The organism is Lentzea roselyniae, from assembly GCF_039537795.1.
Taxonomy (GTDB): Bacteria; Actinomycetota; Actinomycetes; order Mycobacteriales; family Pseudonocardiaceae; genus Lentzea; species Lentzea atacamensis.
On the sequence record NZ_BAABBE010000014.1, the window covers coordinates 1 to 15,501 of the forward strand.

At 68.7% G+C, this 15,501-nt stretch carries 14 protein-coding genes and 2 tRNA genes; 5 read left to right on the forward strand and 11 right to left on the reverse strand.

Annotated features, from left to right (window positions below):
* On the forward strand, positions 1-537 hold a 537-nt coding region (locus ABFX45_RS24645), incomplete at its 5' end, for an IS256 family transposase (RefSeq protein WP_346132190.1).
* Positions 538-594: 57 nt separating this feature from the next.
* Here the strand turns inward: ABFX45_RS24645 and ABFX45_RS24650 are convergent.
* Positions 595-668: transfer RNA gene (locus ABFX45_RS24650), tRNA-Lys, on the reverse strand.
* 380 nt (positions 669-1,048) lie between these two features.
* Here ABFX45_RS24650 and ABFX45_RS24655 point away from each other — a divergent pair.
* Positions 1,049-2,086, forward strand: a complete 1,038-nt coding sequence (locus ABFX45_RS24655; protein WP_325049704.1) for a L,D-transpeptidase — start codon at positions 1,049-1,051, stop codon at positions 2,084-2,086.
* 22 nt (positions 2,087-2,108) lie between these two features.
* Here ABFX45_RS24655 and ABFX45_RS24660 read toward each other — a convergent pair whose 3' ends face one another.
* The 3 genes from ABFX45_RS24660 to orn form a co-directional block, all read right to left on the reverse strand.
* Positions 2,109-3,734 carry an ABC-F family ATP-binding cassette domain-containing protein gene (locus ABFX45_RS24660; RefSeq protein WP_346132193.1) on the reverse strand — a complete coding sequence of 542 codons (1,626 nt, stop codon included), beginning with the start codon at positions 3,732-3,734 and terminating at the stop codon, positions 2,109-2,111.
* Between the two features lie 57 nt (positions 3,735-3,791).
* Positions 3,792-3,864 (reverse strand) — tRNA-His (locus tag ABFX45_RS24665).
* 64 nt (positions 3,865-3,928) lie between these two features.
* Complete coding sequence (orn, locus tag ABFX45_RS24670; RefSeq protein ID WP_109640701.1) at positions 3,929-4,534, reverse strand: oligoribonuclease; 606 nt, start codon at positions 4,532-4,534, stop codon at positions 3,929-3,931.
* Between the two features lie 72 nt (positions 4,535-4,606).
* Here orn and ABFX45_RS24675 point away from each other — a divergent pair, with 72 nt between their 5' ends.
* Positions 4,607-6,127 (forward strand): helicase HerA-like domain-containing protein, encoded by a 1,521-nt coding sequence (locus ABFX45_RS24675; RefSeq protein ID WP_346132195.1) that lies wholly within the window; start codon positions 4,607-4,609, stop codon positions 6,125-6,127.
* Here the strand turns inward: ABFX45_RS24675 and ABFX45_RS24680 are convergent.
* Positions 6,059-7,324, reverse strand: a complete 1,266-nt coding sequence (locus ABFX45_RS24680; RefSeq protein ID WP_346132197.1) for an MFS transporter — start codon at positions 7,322-7,324, stop codon at positions 6,059-6,061. The genes ABFX45_RS24675 and ABFX45_RS24680 overlap by 69 nt on opposite strands.
* A gap of 71 nt (positions 7,325-7,395) precedes the next feature.
* Between ABFX45_RS24680 and ABFX45_RS24685 the strand changes: the two genes are divergently transcribed.
* Complete coding sequence (locus tag ABFX45_RS24685) at positions 7,396-8,337, forward strand: GlxA family transcriptional regulator (RefSeq protein ID WP_109640704.1); 942 nt, start codon at positions 7,396-7,398, stop codon at positions 8,335-8,337.
* A 230-nt stretch (positions 8,338-8,567) separates the two neighbouring features.
* Here ABFX45_RS24685 and ABFX45_RS24690 read toward each other — a convergent pair whose 3' ends face one another.
* From ABFX45_RS24690 to ABFX45_RS24700, 3 genes are all read right to left on the reverse strand, one after another.
* Entirely contained in the window at positions 8,568-10,091 is a 1,524-nt protein-coding gene (locus ABFX45_RS24690; RefSeq protein WP_346132200.1) for a PH domain-containing protein, read from the reverse strand.
* The gene (locus ABFX45_RS24695; protein WP_407657013.1) at positions 10,088-10,570 is read right to left on the reverse strand and encodes a PH domain-containing protein; all 483 of its coding nucleotides are present in this window, start codon (positions 10,568-10,570) and stop codon (positions 10,088-10,090) included. The genes ABFX45_RS24690 and ABFX45_RS24695 overlap by 4 nt, the downstream gene beginning before the upstream one ends.
* Before the next feature lie 123 nt (positions 10,571-10,693).
* A complete protein-coding gene (locus ABFX45_RS24700) occupies positions 10,694-10,852 on the reverse strand; it encodes a hypothetical protein (RefSeq protein WP_170155247.1) in 159 nt (52 codons plus the stop codon).
* A 29-nt stretch (positions 10,853-10,881) separates the two neighbouring features.
* Between ABFX45_RS24700 and ABFX45_RS24705 the strand changes: the two genes are divergently transcribed.
* Positions 10,882-12,120, forward strand: coding sequence for a helix-turn-helix domain-containing protein (locus ABFX45_RS24705; protein WP_170155248.1), 1,239 nt, complete (start codon positions 10,882-10,884; stop codon positions 12,118-12,120).
* Positions 12,121-12,342: 222 nt separating this feature from the next.
* Here the strand turns inward: ABFX45_RS24705 and ABFX45_RS24710 are convergent, their stop codons facing one another.
* The 3 genes from ABFX45_RS24710 to ABFX45_RS24720 are packed head-to-tail and all read right to left on the reverse strand — an operon-like array spanning position 12,343 to position 15,452.
* Positions 12,343-13,671, reverse strand: a complete 1,329-nt coding sequence (locus ABFX45_RS24710; protein ID WP_211337654.1) for a LuxR family transcriptional regulator — start codon at positions 13,669-13,671, stop codon at positions 12,343-12,345.
* A gap of 26 nt (positions 13,672-13,697) precedes the next feature.
* On the reverse strand, positions 13,698-15,197 hold the full coding sequence (locus ABFX45_RS24715) for an AMP-binding protein (RefSeq protein WP_346132203.1): 1,500 nt from the start codon (positions 15,195-15,197) through the stop codon (positions 13,698-13,700).
* 54 nt (positions 15,198-15,251) lie between these two features.
* Entirely contained in the window at positions 15,252-15,452 is a 201-nt protein-coding gene (locus ABFX45_RS24720) for a hypothetical protein (RefSeq protein WP_109640706.1), read from the reverse strand.
* Between the last annotated feature and the right edge of the window lie 49 nt (positions 15,453-15,501).

A 15,501-nucleotide genomic window follows, 5' to 3' on the forward strand; every position in this document is an offset into this window, starting at 1 on the left:
GTGGTGTGCGATGGGCTGACCGGCTTGCCGGACGCGATCACCACCGTCTGGCCGCAGACGATCACCCAGACCTGCGTGGTCCACTTGCTGCGCAACAGTTTCCGCTACGCGGGCCGTCAGCACTGGGACGCGATCGCCAAGGCCCTCAAGCCGGTCTGCACCGCGCCGACCGAGGCCGCCGCCCGCGAGCGGTTCGCCGAGTTCACCGAAGCCTGGGGCGGCCGATATCCGGCGATCGTGCGGTTGTGGAACAACGCCTGGGCCGAGTTCGTGCCGTTCCTCGCGTTCGATCCGGAGATCCGCCGGGTGATCTGCTCGACCAACGCCATCGAGAGCGTCAACGCCCGCATCCGCCGCGCCGTCAAGGCCCGCGGGCACTTCCCCAACGAACAGGCCGCGCTCAAATGCGTCTACATGGCCATCATGAGCCTGGACCCGACCGGCACCGGCCGCAAACGCTGGACGATGCGCTGGAAACCCGCCCTGAACGCGTTCGACATCGCCTTCGACGGCCGCCTGGCCGCCGGACGCAAGTAGTTTCCTTCAACCCGAGTTACACCGCTCGTTTGACAGACCCTACCTGCTTCTCTGGAGTACGCCGCCAGGGACTCGAACCCCGGACCCGCTGATTAAGAGTCAGCTGCTCTAACCAACTGAGCTAGCGGCGCTTGTTTGTGTGCCGGTCACTTGCCGTTCCGACGGGAAGAACGTTAGCACAGGCCGTCGAGCGGATCCCAATCGGCTGGTCAGGCCACGTCCAGGGGTGGACGAGCACGTAACGATCCGGCCACTTGCGCAACTTCGGCACACCTCATGTCGTCACCTAGTCGGGGGACGCCAATACGACTTCGTGCAGGCAGTCTCGGGAGTGGGCGACAAGTAGATCGGAAGTACACCGATGGGGATGTGGGGCAGGCGCGGTCGTGGGGTGGTCATGGCGGGTGTCGCTGTGATTCTGATCGCAGGCTGTTCGGGGGGTGGCGGTGAAGGGACGAACGTAGCCGCGGCTACGTCGTCGAGTGCTCCTCCTCCGCCGAAGCCCGTCACGTTGACGCTGGCGTTGAACAACGGCGCGGTGGACGTGTCGCCAGGGCTGCCGGTCATCGCCACGGCGGCGGACGGGAAGCTGACCGAGGTCAAGCTGACCAATCCCGAGGGCAAGGTCGTCGAGGGGAAGATGAACCCCGAGTCGACGCAGTGGACCAACACCGAGCCGCTCGGGTACGCCAAGACGTACAAGCTGGTCGCCACGGCCACCGGTGAGGACGGCAAGCCGCAGACCAAGGAGTCGTCCTTCACCACGGTGAAGCCGCGGACGCTGACCTACGTGTCGACGAACCCGATGGACGGCACCACGATCGGCGTGGGGCAGCCGCTCGCCTTCTACTTCGACGAGCCGGTGGCCGACAAGGTCGCGGCCGAGAAGATGCTGGAGATCACCACCGAGCCCAAGGTCGAGGGCGCCTTCTACTGGTTCAACAAGAAGGAGGTGCACTGGCGTCCGGAGAAGTTCTGGAAGCCGGGCACCAAGATCACCATGCACATCAAGGTCTACGGCAAGCACGTCGGTGACGGCATCTACGGCCAGGAAGACCGCACCATCACCACCACGGTCGGCGACGAGGTCATCCACGAGGCCGACGGCCAGACGCACCAGGTGATCACCAAGGTCAACGGGCAGGTCGTGCGGACCATGCCGACCTCCATGGGCAAGCCGGCCGACGCGACGCCCACCGGCACGTACGTGCTGATGGAGAAGCACTCCCACATGATCATGGACTCGACCACGTACGGCCTGGCGCTGGAGAACGGCGGCTACCGCACTCCGGTCGACTGGGCGTACCGGATGTCCAACAGCGGCATCTTCTTCCACAGCGCGCCGTGGTCCATCGGTGACCAGGGGCGCCGCAACGTGAGCCACGGCTGCCTCAACCTGTCGCCGGAGAACGCCAAGTGGGTGTTCGACAACAGCAAGCAGGGTGACGTGGTCATCGTCAAGAACTCGGGTGGGCCGGTGCTGGAGCCGTGGGACGGCTTCGGCGACTGGCAGGTGCCGTGGACCCAGTGGGTGCAGGGCAACCGCTGACCCGCTGACCACTGTGGACTGATCAGGAAACCGTCACCTGGCCGCCGGAAACGGCCAGGTGACGGTTCACCCGCACCGCCTCCAGCATCCGCCGGTCGTGCGTCACCAGCAGCAACGTGCCCGGGTAGTTCTCCAGCGCCTGCTCCAGCTGCTCGATCGCCACCAGGTCGAGGTGGTTCGTCGGCTCGTCCAGCACCAGCAGGTTCACCCCGCGTCCCTGCAGCAACGCCAGAGCCGCCCGCGTCCGCTCACCGGGTGACAGCGACGCCGCCGGACGCAGCACGTGCGCCGCCTTCAGCCCGAACTTCGCGAGCAACGTCCGCACGTCCGCGGGCGTCATCTCCGGCACGGCCGCCTCGAACGCGTCCACCAGCGGCAGGTCGCCCAGGAACAGCCCGCGCGCCTGGTCCACCTCGCCGACCACGACGCCGGAGCCCAGGGTGGCGTAGCCGGACGCCAGCTCTGCCCGTCCGAGCAGTGCCGCGAGCAACGTCGACTTTCCCGCGCCGTTCGCGCCGGTGATCGCGACCCGGTCCGCCCAGTCGATCTGCAGGTCGACGGGACCCAGCCGGAAGTCGCCGCGCTCGACGACAGCCGCGCGGAGAGAGGCCACGACGGCTCCGGAGCGCGGGGCCGCGGCGATCTCCATCCGCAGCTCCCACTCCTTGCGGGGCTCCTCGACGACATCCAGGCGTTCGATCATGCGGTCGGTCTGCCTGGCCTTCGAGGCCTGCTTCTCAGTGGCGTCGGCGCGGAACTTGCGGGCGTTCTTGTCGTTGTCGCCGGCCTTGCGCCGGGCGTTCTTCACGCCCTTCTCCATCCACGCGCGCTGCATGCGCGCACGGGCCTCCAACGTCGCCTTGGTGTCCGCGAACTCCTCGTAGTCGTCACGGGCGTGCTGACGCGCCCGCGCGCGCTCTTCGAGGTACGACTCGTAGCCGCCGCCGTACAGGCGCACGGCGTTCTGGTGCAGGTCGAGCTCCAGCACGCTGGTCACCGTGCGGGCCAGGAACTCGCGGTCGTGCGACACCAGCACCGTGCCCGCGCGCAGCCCTGTGACGAACTTCTCCAGCCGCTCCAGCCCGTCGAGGTCCAGGTCGTTCGTCGGCTCGTCGAGCAGGAAGATGTCGTAGCGGCTGAGCAGCATCGACGCCATGCCTGCCCGCGCCGCCTGGCCGCCGGACAGCGACGTCATGAAGGCGTCCAAACCCACGGTCAGCCCGAGGTCCGCGATCACCTCCAGCGACCGTTCCTCCAGGTCGGCGCCACCCAGCGCGAGCCACCGGTCCAGCGCGTCCGAGTAGCCCTCGTCGTTCCCGGCGGTCAGCGCCTCGGTCGCGAGATCCAGATCGGCCTGAGCCTCCGCGACGCCGGTCCGGCGGGCCAGGAACGAGCGAACGGTCTCGCCCTCGCGGCGCTCCGGCTCCTGCGGCAGGTGCCCGACGTTCGCGGAGGGCGGGTTCAGCGAGACGCGGCCCTGCTCGGCGGGGATGAGGCCGGCCAGCGTCCTGAGCAGCGTCGACTTGCCGGCGCCGTTCACGCCCACGAGCCCGATGACGTCACCGGGGGCGACCACGAGGTTCAGCCCGGAGAACAGGACGCGATCACCGTGCCCGGCTGCGAGGTCCTTGGCGACGAGCGTGGTCATGAACACTCCCGAAACGTGAAGAAAGGCCCCCGCATTTGCGGAGGCCTTTCGACAAAGGGTGAGTGACGGGACTTGAACCCGCGACACCTGGGATCACAACCCAGTGCTCTGCCAGCTGAGCTACACCCACCATCACCGGCGTTGACCGGCGAGGAAAGCATAGCAACGACAGCTACCGATATTGAAATCGGGGGTCAGTCGGTGTTTTTCAGCAGCTCAGCGGCCACGGCCTGGGCCTGCTCGGTCGTCGGGCCGGGCTGCGGCACGAACGCCGTGCGCCGGTAGTACGCGAGCTCCCGGATCGACTCGACGATGTCCGCGAGCGCCCGGTGCGCGAGGCCCTTGCCCGGCTGCGCGTAGTAGATGCGCGGGTACCAGCGCCGGCACAGCTCCTTGATCGACGACACGTCGACCATGCGGTAGTGCAGGTGCGCGTCCAGCGCGGGCATGTCGCGGGCGATGAAGCCGCGGTCCGTGGCGATGGAGTTGCCGGCCAGCGGGGCCGTGCGCGGGTCGGGGACCCACTCCTTGATGTACGCCAGCACGGCCGCCTCGGCCTCTTCCATCGAAACCGTGGAGGCGCGGACCTCCTCTGTCAGCCCCGACTTGGCGTGCATCTCCATGACGACGTCCGGCATCGAGGCGAGCACGTCGTCGGATGCGTGGATCACTATGTCCACGCCGTCGCCGAGCACGTTCAGCTCGGCGTCCGTGACCAGTGCCGCGATCTCGATCAGAGCGTCCTTGCCCAAGTCGAGTCCGGTCATCTCGCAGTCGATCCACACCAGACGATCCATCACGACCCGAACATTACTGCGCAACGCGTCAACTTCGAGTGGCGGCGTGCAGCAACCTGGTTACGCTCCTCGTGCATGACGGCTCAAGCTGAGATCGCTGCCGGGTACGCGTCCGAGAGCGCGGCCATCGAACTTGGCTCCGTGCTGGTCGACGGGCAGGTGGAGTCGACCGCGCACGTCCGCATCCCGTTGTCCATGGTCAACCGCCACGGACTTGTCGCGGGGGCAACGGGAACGGGCAAGACGAAGACCCTGCAGCTGCTCGCGGAACAGCTGTCGAACAACGGCGTGCCGGTGCTGATGGCCGACGTGAAGGGCGACTTGTCCGGTCTGTCGCGGGAAGGGGAACGCAGCGACCGGACCGACGCCCGCGCCAAGGACACCGGCGACGACTGGCAGCCGCAGTCGTACCCGATCCAGTTCCTGTCGATCGGCACCGGCGGCATCGGTGTGCCGCTGCGGGCGACGGTCACGAGCTTCGGGCCGATCCTGCTGTCGAAGGTGCTGGGCCTGAACGACACCCAGGAGTCGACGCTCGGCCTGATCTTCCACTGGGCGGACTCCAAAGGCCTGCCGCTGCTCGACACCAAGGACCTGCGCAGCGTCATCCAGCACCTCACGAGTGACGAGGGCAAGGAGGACCTGAAGGGCATCGGCGGTGTGTCGAGCTCCACAGCGGGCGTGATCCTGCGGGCGCTGGTCAACCTGGAGGCGCAGGGCGGCGACCGGTTCTTCGGCGAGCCGGAGCTGGATCCCGCCGACCTGATGCGGCAGCGCGACGGCAAGGGTGTCGTCAGCCTGCTGGAACTGGCCGAGCTGCAGGGCAATCCGGCGCTGTTCTCCACGTTCCTCATGTGGTTGCTGGCCGAACTCTTCGAGACGCTGCCGGAAGAAGGTGACGTCGAGAAGCCGAAGCTCGTCTTCTTCTTCGACGAAGCGCATTTGCTGTTCGCGAACGCGTCGAAGGCGTTCCTCGACCAGATCACCCAGACCGTGAAGCTCATCCGTTCCAAGGGAATCGGCGTCTTCTTCTGTACGCAGCTGCCGACCGACATTCCGAACGACGTGCTGTCGCAGCTCGGCGCCCGCGTTCAGCACGCACTGCGCGCGTTCACACCGGACGACCAGAAAGCGTTGGCGCGCACGGTGAAGACGTACCCGAACACGCCGCACTACGACCTGGAGAAAGCGCTCACCTCGCTCGGCATCGGCGAGGCGATCATCACCGTGCTGAGCGAGAAGGGCGCGCCGACGCCGGTCGCGTGGACCAGGCTCAGGGCGCCGCGTTCGTTGATGGACACCATCGGCAACGACGCGATCAAGCAGGCCGCGCAGGGCTCGGACCTCCACGGCAAGTACTCGGAGACGGTCGACCGCGAGTCGGCCTACGAGCAGCTGATGCGGAAAGTCGCGCCGCCGCAACAGGAACAGGCCCCGGATTCCCCTCCTCAGCAAAGGCAGGAGAAGGAGGAACCGGGGCTCGTCGAGAAGGTGCTGGGCAACAGCGCCGTGAAGTCGTTCCTGCGGTCAGCCGGCAGCACCCTGGCGCGCGAGATCACGCGGGGCATCTTCGGCACCTCGCGCAAGCGACGCTGACAGCACCGCCGCGCCGAGGCAGAGCGCGCCCGCGACGTACCAGGCCAGGTCGTAGCTGCCCAGGTGGTCGCGGGTGAGCCCGGCCGCGGACGCCGCCAGTGCCGCACCGACCTGGTGCGACGCGAAGACCCAGCCGAACACGACAGGCCCGGACATGCCGAAGTACTGGCGGCACAACGCCACCGTCGGCGGCACGGTCGCGACCCAGTCCAGGCCGTAGAAGATGATGAACACCAGCATCGACGGGTGCGCCGACTCGCCGAAGAGCTGGGGCAGCAGCATCAGCGACAGGCCGCGCAGCGCGTAGTACGCGGCAAGCAACAGCCGTGAGTCCACCCGGTCGGTGAGCCAGCCGGACGCGATCGTGCCGACGATGTCGAAGACGCCGACCAGCGCCAGCAACCCGGCCGCGGTCGTCGTCGGCATGCCGTGGTCGTGCGCTGCGGGGATGAAGTGCGTGCCCACCAGCCCGTTCGTCGAGGCACCGCAGATCGCGAACCCGCCGGCCAGCAACCAGAACGGCCGCGTGCGAGCAGCCGAACCCAGTGCCGTGAGCGCGCGGCGAGCCGCACCACCCGAGGGCGGCGGGGGAGTGTCCTCGGTCGCGCCGAGCGGAAGGAGTCCCACGTCACGCGGGTACTCGCGCAGGAAGAACGCCGCCAGCGGCACCACCGCGAGTGCCGCGATGCAGATCACCAGCGACGCGGAGCGCCAGCCGTAGGTGGCGGACAGCCACGCCACCAGCGGCAGGAACACCAGCTGCCCGGCCGCGCCACCCGCCGTCAGCACCCCCGTGACCAGGCCGCGGTGCCGCACGAACCACCGGCCGGTGATCGTCGCGACGAACGCCAGCGCCATCGAACCGGTGCCGAGCCCGACCACGACACCCCAGAGCAGGATCAGCTGCCACGACGTGGTCATGAACACCGTCAGCCCGCTGCCGATCGCGACCATCGTCAACGCGCAGGTCACCACGACCCGCACACCGAACCGGTCCATCAGCGCGGCCGCGAACGGCGCGGTGAGCCCGAACAGCAACAGGTTGATCGAGATGGCGAGCGAGATCGTGCCGGTCGTCCAGCCGAACTCCGCCCGCAACGGCTCGATCAACGCACCGGGTGCCGCACGGAACGACGCGGCGCCCACCAGGGCGATGAAGGACACACCAGCGACAACCCAGGCCCAATGCAGTCTCACGCCGACAAGGTTCGGCGATGGTGGATCCGACAACCAGTGGCCCGAAAGCCAACATGTGAAAGAATCAGGCCATGGCCCACCGGATCGCCGTGCTGGCGCTGGAGACGTCGATCGCCTTCGACTTCGGCACCGCCACCCACATCTTCAGCGCGCTGCCCGACGACTACGAGCTGCTCGTGTGCTCGCCCGACCGCCGCCCCGTCCGAACGACCGGCGGCTACACGATGACCTTCGACCACGGCCTGGAAGTCCTCCGCGACGCCGACACGGTCCTGGTGCCGGGCACCCGCTACCCGCCCGCGCGCCAGGAGGGCCGGCTGGAACCGGCGGTGCACGAGGCGCTCACCACCACGAAGGCGTCGCGGATCATGTCGATCTGCACCGGCGCGTTCGTCCTGGGCGCCGCCGGAATCCTGGACGGCCGCCCCGCCACCACGCACTGGAGCGCCACCGAATCGTTCCGCGCGCTCTACCCGAAGGTCGAGCTGAACCCGGACGTGCTCTTCGTCGACGACGGCGACGTGCTCACCTCGGCGGGCGTGGCGGCGGGCATCGACCTCTGCCTGCACGTGATCAGGTCCGACCACGGCAGCGAGATCGCGAACCAGGTGGCCCGCTACTGCGTCGTCCCCGCGTGGCGGCAGGGCGGCCAGTCGCAGTTCGTGCACCGACCGGTGCCCGACGACCCGGACTCGTCCACGGCACCGGCCCGCGCGTGGGCCCTGGACCGGCTGGACGAGCCCCTGGAGCTGTCGGCGCTCGCCGGGCAGGCGCGGATGAGCGTGCGGACGTTCACCCGGCGGTTCCGCGCGGAGACCGGCATGTCGCCCGGCCGATGGCTGACCCAGCAACGGGTGGAGCGGGCCAGGCACCTGCTGGAGTCCACGGACCTGCCGATCGATCAGGTCGCGAGGCACGCCGGGTTCGGCACGGGAGCGGCGTTGCGGCAGCAGCTGGCCGCGTCCATCGGGGTGTCACCGACGGCCTACCGTCAGACGTTCCGCACGGCCTGAAGCTTCTGCCGCATCTCAGCTGCCTCTGGCGCGCCGAACTCGTCGTAGATCCACCGGCCCGTGCCACAACGTCAACGCCTCGGCGTGCGTGCCTGCCCCGGCAGCTGATCGGTCGTGACGATCTCGTTGGCGCGCAACAACAGCCCGGCGAGGCGACCTTGCTGTGCCCGGCGGGGAGCGGAAGGACCCGTCCCCGCACCGCAACTTCGAGAGTGCCGAGCAACCGGAACTCAGCCGTCATCGCGGACCAGGAACGGCCGCAGCAGGTCCGGGACCGCCTCGTCGGCCAGCGCCAGGCCGTCGGACTCTCCGACGTCCGTCACGTGGTAGACGCCCGCGCCCGCCGCGGTGGTCGCGCCGATCGTCATCAAACCGCTGCGGCGCTGGAAGAACGACCGCCGGATGCGCCAGCCGATGATGCCGGTGCGCTGCAACGCCACGGTGCTGCGAACCAGGGAGTTGTTGCGCGTCACCAGATAGCGGTCGTCGAGCGCGTTGCCGAGCGAGCGGTAGTTGTCCCAGCCGACCAGCGCGGCGAACGGGATGATCGCCACCGGGATCGGCCACGCCCAGGACGGCGCCCAGACCGCGAGCCCGATCGCGATGACCACCCACGGCACCACGTGCCGGAACAGGCTGCGGCGCAACGCGGCGAACGGGTGCTTGCGGAGCTTGCGCGTGGTCGGGTCGTCGGCGACCTTCAGCACGTCGCGCGAGACCTGGTGCGCCACCGACAGCGGTGCCGGCGGCAGCAGCAGGTTGCTCTCGCCCTTCGAACCCAGACCTGTCGTCACCGCAACGGCTTTGGCACCCTTGCCCGCGCGGACCAGCAGCGGTTCCTGGATGTCCACACCGCGCAGCCGCTGTTCCTCCACCGACACCGAGCGCGTGGTGAGCAGGCCGCGCTGCACCCGCAGGGTGCCGTCCGGTTCGCGGGTCAGCTGGTAGTTCCAGAACTGCAGGATGTACAGCGGCACCGACAGCACGAGCCCCAGCACGACCAGCGCGATCACGAACGCGCCGAGCAGCGTGAAGCTCGGGTGCTCGAACAGCCACTCCCACAGGTCCTGCACCGGGTGCAGGCCCAGGTCGTCGGCGTAGTTCGACAGCACGCCGAACACGGCACCGATCGCGACCAGGCCCGACAGCGAGAGCGGCGCGAACTTCAGCCACTTCAGGTCGAGCTTCGAGATGACCTCGGACTCCGGCACGGCCACTTCCGCGTGCGGCTCGCCGGGTGATGCCGTCTTCGGCGCGACTGCCTTCTGCAGCAACAACACCCGCAACCGCTCGGCCTCCTCCTGGGTCACCGCGTCGAGGGTGAGGCCGTCGGTGCCCGGGATGTCCTGCTGCCCGGTGCCGATCCGCACCGCCGACAATCCGAAGACGCGGTGGCCGGGCTTGGAGGTGAGATCGACCGTCCTGATGCGATCGCGCGGCACGGCGAGCTGCTTGCGGGTGAGCAACCCCGTGTGCAGCTCGACCTGGTCGTCGGTGATGCGGTACTTCGTGGTGCGCCAGATGAGGTAGCTGAACGCGAGGATCGCCGCGACCGTGGCGCCGCTGGCGATGAGCCGCCACTTCTCGCCGTTGCCGGTGAACAGCAGAACGAGGATCGGTACCAGCATCGCGAGGCCCTCGTTGAGGGGCCGCACGATCAGCATGCGCACGTGCAGGCGGTGCCACTCCGACAGGGGTTCGGTGAACTCCGGTGCGGCGGGCAGACCGGCCGGTACCTCGGCGGGAGTGCTCACGTGGCATCACCCGGCGTGGCCTGCGTGGTGTTGGTCAGCTCCACCACGAGCTGCTGCGCCACCTCGTGGTCCAGGCCCTCGATCTCCACGGGGCCCGCCGCCGACGCGGTCGTCACCGTGACCGTCGCGAGGCCGAGCATCTGCTGGAACGGCCCGCGCTTCGTGTCGATCGTCTGGATGCGGGACACGGGCGCGACCCGCCACTCCTGGTTCAGCCAGCCGGAGAGGGTGTACACCGCGTCCGGCGTCGTCTCCCAGCGGTGGACGCGGTACCGCCAGCTCGGCTCGACCGCGGTGTGCACGACGCCGACGACCAGCGTGGCGATCATGAGCGCCAGCTCCCACGTCGGCGGTTCGTTCACCAGCAGGAACACGATGAGCTGGGGGACGAAGAGCACCAGCCAGAACACGGCGGCCTGCATCGTCCACAGCAGGACCGACTTCGGACTCACCTGGTGACGAGGCGTGCGCAGTTGCAGAGTCACCCCCCAAGGGTGCCTCAAGCGCAACCGGCGATGTGGCCAGGCGCGTCAATTGGTGTGTCGGTGGTGAGGTGGTCTTGCTTGCGAGGGAGGCAAGACCACCTCAACCGGTCGAGACGATCAGGGCGCGACCGCGTACGGCGGGTTGAACGGGTTGGTCACGTGGCCGGGCCCGCCGCTGCCGCAGGAGTCGGCGAGGGCCGCGCCTCCCGCCAGAGCGATCCCCGCCAAACTGAGGATCACTACGGCGGCGATTCGAGCGATAGTGTTCAACTTCATCAAGGGGCTCCGTTCGATTGGTGGCGGCCGTGGATGAGGGCAGGAAGTCGTTGACGAGGTTCGGCGCGCGGTTGCGGGCGGTCAGGCTGCAGCGCGGTTTGTCGCAAAAGGACCTCGCTTGCCCCGGCGTGTCCATGAGCTACGTCTCGCGGCTGGAGTCCGGTGAACGCGTGCCGTCGCCCGCCGTGGTCCGCAGGCTCGCCGAGGTGCTGGGAGTCGACCCGTCCGAGCTGATGGTCGACGAGGACCGCACCGCGATGCAGGACGAGGCGCTGGCGTGGTGCGAGGCACTGCTCGCCTACCACGACGGTGACCTGGTGATGGCCGTCGACCTGCTGGAAACACTGGGAAAGCGGTCGGACGAGGAGATGTTCGGCTGGTGCGTGCGGTGGACGCGCCTGGTGATGCTCGCGAGGCAGCGCGACGACGAGGGTCTGCTGCTGGCGGCGGCGAAGCTGCGCAAGTCGTGGTCTCCCGGTCCGGCGGTGGACGCGTTGGTGGAGATCCTGCGCGCATCCTCGTTGCGGCGCCTCGGCCGGACGGCCGAATCCGTCCGGGCCGCGCACGAGGCCGTCGAGCTGGCCAACGGTGACGGTGAACGGGTGCGTCGCGTCAACACGCGCGCGCTCATCTCGTTGTGCGCCGAGCTCACCGCCGCGGGACGTCTGGCCGACGCCGAACAGGTCGTGGACCAGCTCTCCGTGCGGCTGCCCGAACTCGGCCGCGACCGGCTCGCCATCTCCACGTGGTGGGCGCGGGCCAAGGTCGCTGACCGTTTGGGCGACAGAACAGAAGCCGCGCACTGCATCCGTGAGGCCGTCGGGATGCTCGACGACTTCGACGGCGATCCCGAGTACCGCTGCCGCGTCCGCCTCGCCGGCGCCTCCATCGCGTTGCGCACGCCCGGCGCGAACCTGGACGAAGTGGTGGCGTTGCTGGACAAGGTGGAGACGACGGCCGCCGCGATGAGCCGGCAGGACGGTCTGCTCGCGCACGCACGGGCGTTGCGGGCCGAGCTGGCGTTGCGCGACGGCGAGATCGACCGGGCGCGGGAGCTCGCGGAGCAGGCCATCGCGACCGGCCGGCTCGACGCAGAGCAGCAGCTGCGGTGCCACCTGTTGCTGGTGCGGGCGGCAGACGAGGTCGACCCGGACAGCAGCACCGGAGCGCGCACGGCCCTGGCCGCGCTGCTGGAACACATCAACCCCGAGGGTGTCGATCCGCTCCTGTGGCGCGACGTGGCCCGCATCGCCCTCCGCAAACACTGAGAGGGTGAGCACGGGTGCTGGGCGGCGTTGCCCGGTCATGACCGTCCCTCGCTCGTTAACTGGACACCTTGTTAACGGAGCATGACACAGACCAGTTACCGGTCACATCACCTAATTCCGCCGCGCTGACATGGGCAAATCACCCAAGAACCGGGACCACCCCGTCGGCGGCAAGCGACCGAACGGGCGATGGGGCCACTGGCTGCTCGGAGCAATTGTCAATTACTTGACAATAGATGACTCGCTGTTGGTCAAGCTCATCCACCAGACGACGGCGCCGGAGCGCCCCTTGACGTCAAGGGTCGTGTAGATCCGCTGGAGGTGGTTCTGCACGGTCTTGGGGGACAGGCCGAGCGACTCCGCGATCATCGTCGTGCTGGCGCCTGCCGCCACGAGCCGCAGCACCTCGATGCCGCGCTTGGTGAGACCGGCCCGCAGCGCGCGGGCGATCCGGGTGTTCGTGTGCTCCGCGGTGCCGGTCTCGTGCAGCTCACCGGTGTGCGGGACACGCACCACCGCGTCCTCGCGCTTGGGTTCGAAACGCCTGTGCGCCAACTGTTCTACCAGCCGTGACGACAGGTCGTGCTCGCGCATCCGCAGGAGATCACGGCCCTCCTGCAGCTCCCACAACCGGTACTGCTCCAGCTGCAGCCGCGCGTGCCGCAGCGCCCGTTCCAGGTCACCGGACCGTTCGTACGCCTCACTCAGCTGCTGGTGGGCGTGCACCGCCACCTCGCGCGCCAGGCAGCTCATGGCGAGCTCGGCGGCCTGCGTCAGCTGGGAGATCTGGTCCGGGTACCGCTTGCGCGCCCCGCTCAGCCTGGCGCGCGCCATCAACGCCTCCGCCCGCGCCACCGGGCGGTTCCTTCCGGCAAGCAACTGGTCAGCGCGCTGCCAGCTGCGATGCGCACGGTCAAGTTCACCCAGATCAATGCGCACGTGTGTCAGCAGCACGTTCACCATCGCCATCCGGACCGGGTCGCCGACCTGCTTCCACCGGTCGCGCACCTGAGCGCACAACGCTTCTGCGCGCCGGAGCTTGCGCACGCACGGCTCGCCGTCGAGGCTGCAGCGGCTCTCCCGGGTGCGGATCATGCAGTGCTCGTGGTACTGCATGCGCATCACGCGGGCTTGTTCGAACAGCACGGAACCGATCAGCTCGTTGTCGCCCGTGAGCTCGGCGAGACCCAGTGCGCGGGCGAACGAGTTGAAGCTCCGCTCCCGCGAGTCGAGCCGCAGTTCCACGACAGCACGGGAAAAGCTGCACCGCGCCTGCAGTCCGATGTGGCGGTTCGCCGCCGCGATCTCCTGCACCCTGTCGATCGTGTCGAGGGCGCTGGGCCACAGCCCGCGCTTGCCGAGCGCCACGGACTGCGCCAGCACGCCCTCCGCGACGCCCTCGACGTCGTCCAGCCACGCGAAGGCGGCAACCGCTTTCTCCGCGTACTCCAGCGCCTCGCCTGGCCTGCCCTCGTCCAGTGCGATGCGTGCCTCGCGCAGGTTGTGCACGGCGTTGGACCGCGGATCCGCCGTCCGGCCGGGAACTGTCATGATCAAGCCCCCTTCGGAGCCTGAGCCTAGACCTGTTCGCGCAATTGACGTTTCAACACTTTTCCGGCCGCGTTGCGCGGCAATTCGTTGACGAAGAAAACATCCCGCGGAACGGAGAACCGCGCGAGGTTGGCCCTCACGTGTTCCCGTACGTGGTCGGCCGTCAGTGACTCGTCGCCGACCACGAACGCCGCGAGCCGCTGCCCGAACTCGTCGTCCGGCACTCCGAGCACCGCGACCTCCGTGACGCCGTCGAGGTTCGAGAGCAGGTCCTCGACCTCGCGCGGGTAGACGTTCTCGCCGCCGGAGACGATCATCTCGTCGTCGCGGCCGGCCACGAACAGCAGGCCGTCCTTGACGTAGCCGAGATCGCCGGTGGACATCAGGCCGTTCAACGACTCCTTGCTGGTGCCGTTGGTGTAGCCGTCGAACAGCATCTCGTTGCCGACGAAGATCCGCCCTGTCTCACCGGGCGCCACGGGCCTGCCCTGATCGTCCACAACGGCCAGTCGAGTGCCCAGCGGCGGCCGGCCGGCCGTGCCGGGTTCGGCGAGCATCTCCTCGGGTGTCGCGATGCTGGCCCAGCTGACTTCCGTTGAGCCGTAGAGGTTGTAGAGCACCGGGCCGAACTCCTCGAGCGTGCGGGAGGCGACGCGCGGCGGCAGGGCCGACCCGCTCGACGCGATGATCCGCAGCTTCGGCCGGTGCGGGATGTCCAGCATGCGTTGCAGCATCACCGGAACCACGAACATCGCCGTGCAATTCTCGGCGTCTTTCAGCGTCTGCGCGGGGTCGAACCTGCGGCGCAGCACCAGTGTGGCGCCGAGCACGAGCCCGAGCTGGAACGCGGCCAGGCCCCAGGCGTGGAAGAGCGGGGAGGTGATCGCGATGACGTCGCCGTGCTTGAGCGGAATCCGGGAGAGCAGTGCGGCGGCGGGGGCGAGGCTCGCGGGTTCCGGGCGCTTGGCGCCCTTCGGGGTGCCGGTGGTGCCGGAGGTGAGGACGATCAGCCGGCCGCGCGGAGGCCTGCGGGGCAGTGGTGCCGCCGGTCCGTTGATGATGAGCGACTCGAGCTCGTCGTCGAAGAACGTGGGGACGTCGGGCAGCACGTCGGCGAACTCGCGGTCGGCGACGATCCTGTCGATCTTCTGGTCCTGTGCGACCTGGGCCAGTTGTCCTTTGCTCAGGCTGGTGTTGAGCAGGACGGCGTCGGCGCCGATCTTCGTGCACGCGGTCATCGTCTCGATGAAGCCGCGATGGTTGCGGCACAGCAGCCCGACGCGTTCCCCGGCGCGGAAGGCGTGCGCGAGCCGGCTGGTGCGCTCGTTCACCTCCGCGTACGTCAGCACGCCGTCGTCATCGATGATCGCCGCGCGGTCCGGGTGCCGGCCGGCGCCGGTCTGGTAACCCCACGCGAGCGTGATGTCCCACTGCAGATACCCGCGCGCGGTGGCGGCGAGGCCGCGCGGGCCCAACGGCCGGATTACTCCGGCTTTGACCAGGGTCAGCAGCACGCGCGTCAGCATGCCACTCACTCTAGCCACTAACCTACTTGCGAGTAGGTAACGCTGTGACTGCTGTCACACCTCTGTGTCGGACGCGGCGACGACGGCTTCCCTCAGCGCGGCCCGCAACCGGCCGACCTCCAGCGGGGTCAGCACAGCGGCTTCGCCCGGCGGCACGTTGATCACGACGTGCCCCTGGCTGACGAACACCGTCAAGTCCCGTCGGCGCGAAGCGATGTCGCGGCAGCTGACCTGCCACTCCTCTTTGGCTCCCACGGGTTTCTTCCTCCAGCTCACTCGGTGCGCCGACCCGGTCGTGCCGGCG

What these genes read in the sequence shown, in the direction of transcription:
- ABFX45_RS24660 (WP_346132193.1), bottom strand. Translation starts at nt 3,734, where the DNA reads ATGACCACGCTCGTCGCCAAGGACCTCGCAGCCGGGCACGGTGATCGC.
- ABFX45_RS24675 (WP_346132195.1), top strand. Translation starts at nt 4,607, where the DNA reads ATGACGGCTCAAGCTGAGATCGCTGCCGGGTACGCGTCCGAGAGCGCG.
- ABFX45_RS24700 (WP_170155247.1), bottom strand. Translation starts at nt 10,852, where the DNA reads ATGAAGTTGAACACTATCGCTCGAATCGCCGCCGTAGTGATCCTCAGT.
- ABFX45_RS24710 (WP_211337654.1), bottom strand. Translation starts at nt 13,671, where the DNA reads ATGACAGTTCCCGGCCGGACGGCGGATCCGCGGTCCAACGCCGTGCAC.
- ABFX45_RS24685 (WP_109640704.1), top strand. Translation starts at nt 7,396, where the DNA reads ATGGCCCACCGGATCGCCGTGCTGGCGCTGGAGACGTCGATCGCCTTC.
- ABFX45_RS24715 (WP_346132203.1), bottom strand. Translation starts at nt 15,197, where the DNA reads ATGCTGACGCGCGTGCTGCTGACCCTGGTCAAAGCCGGAGTAATCCGG.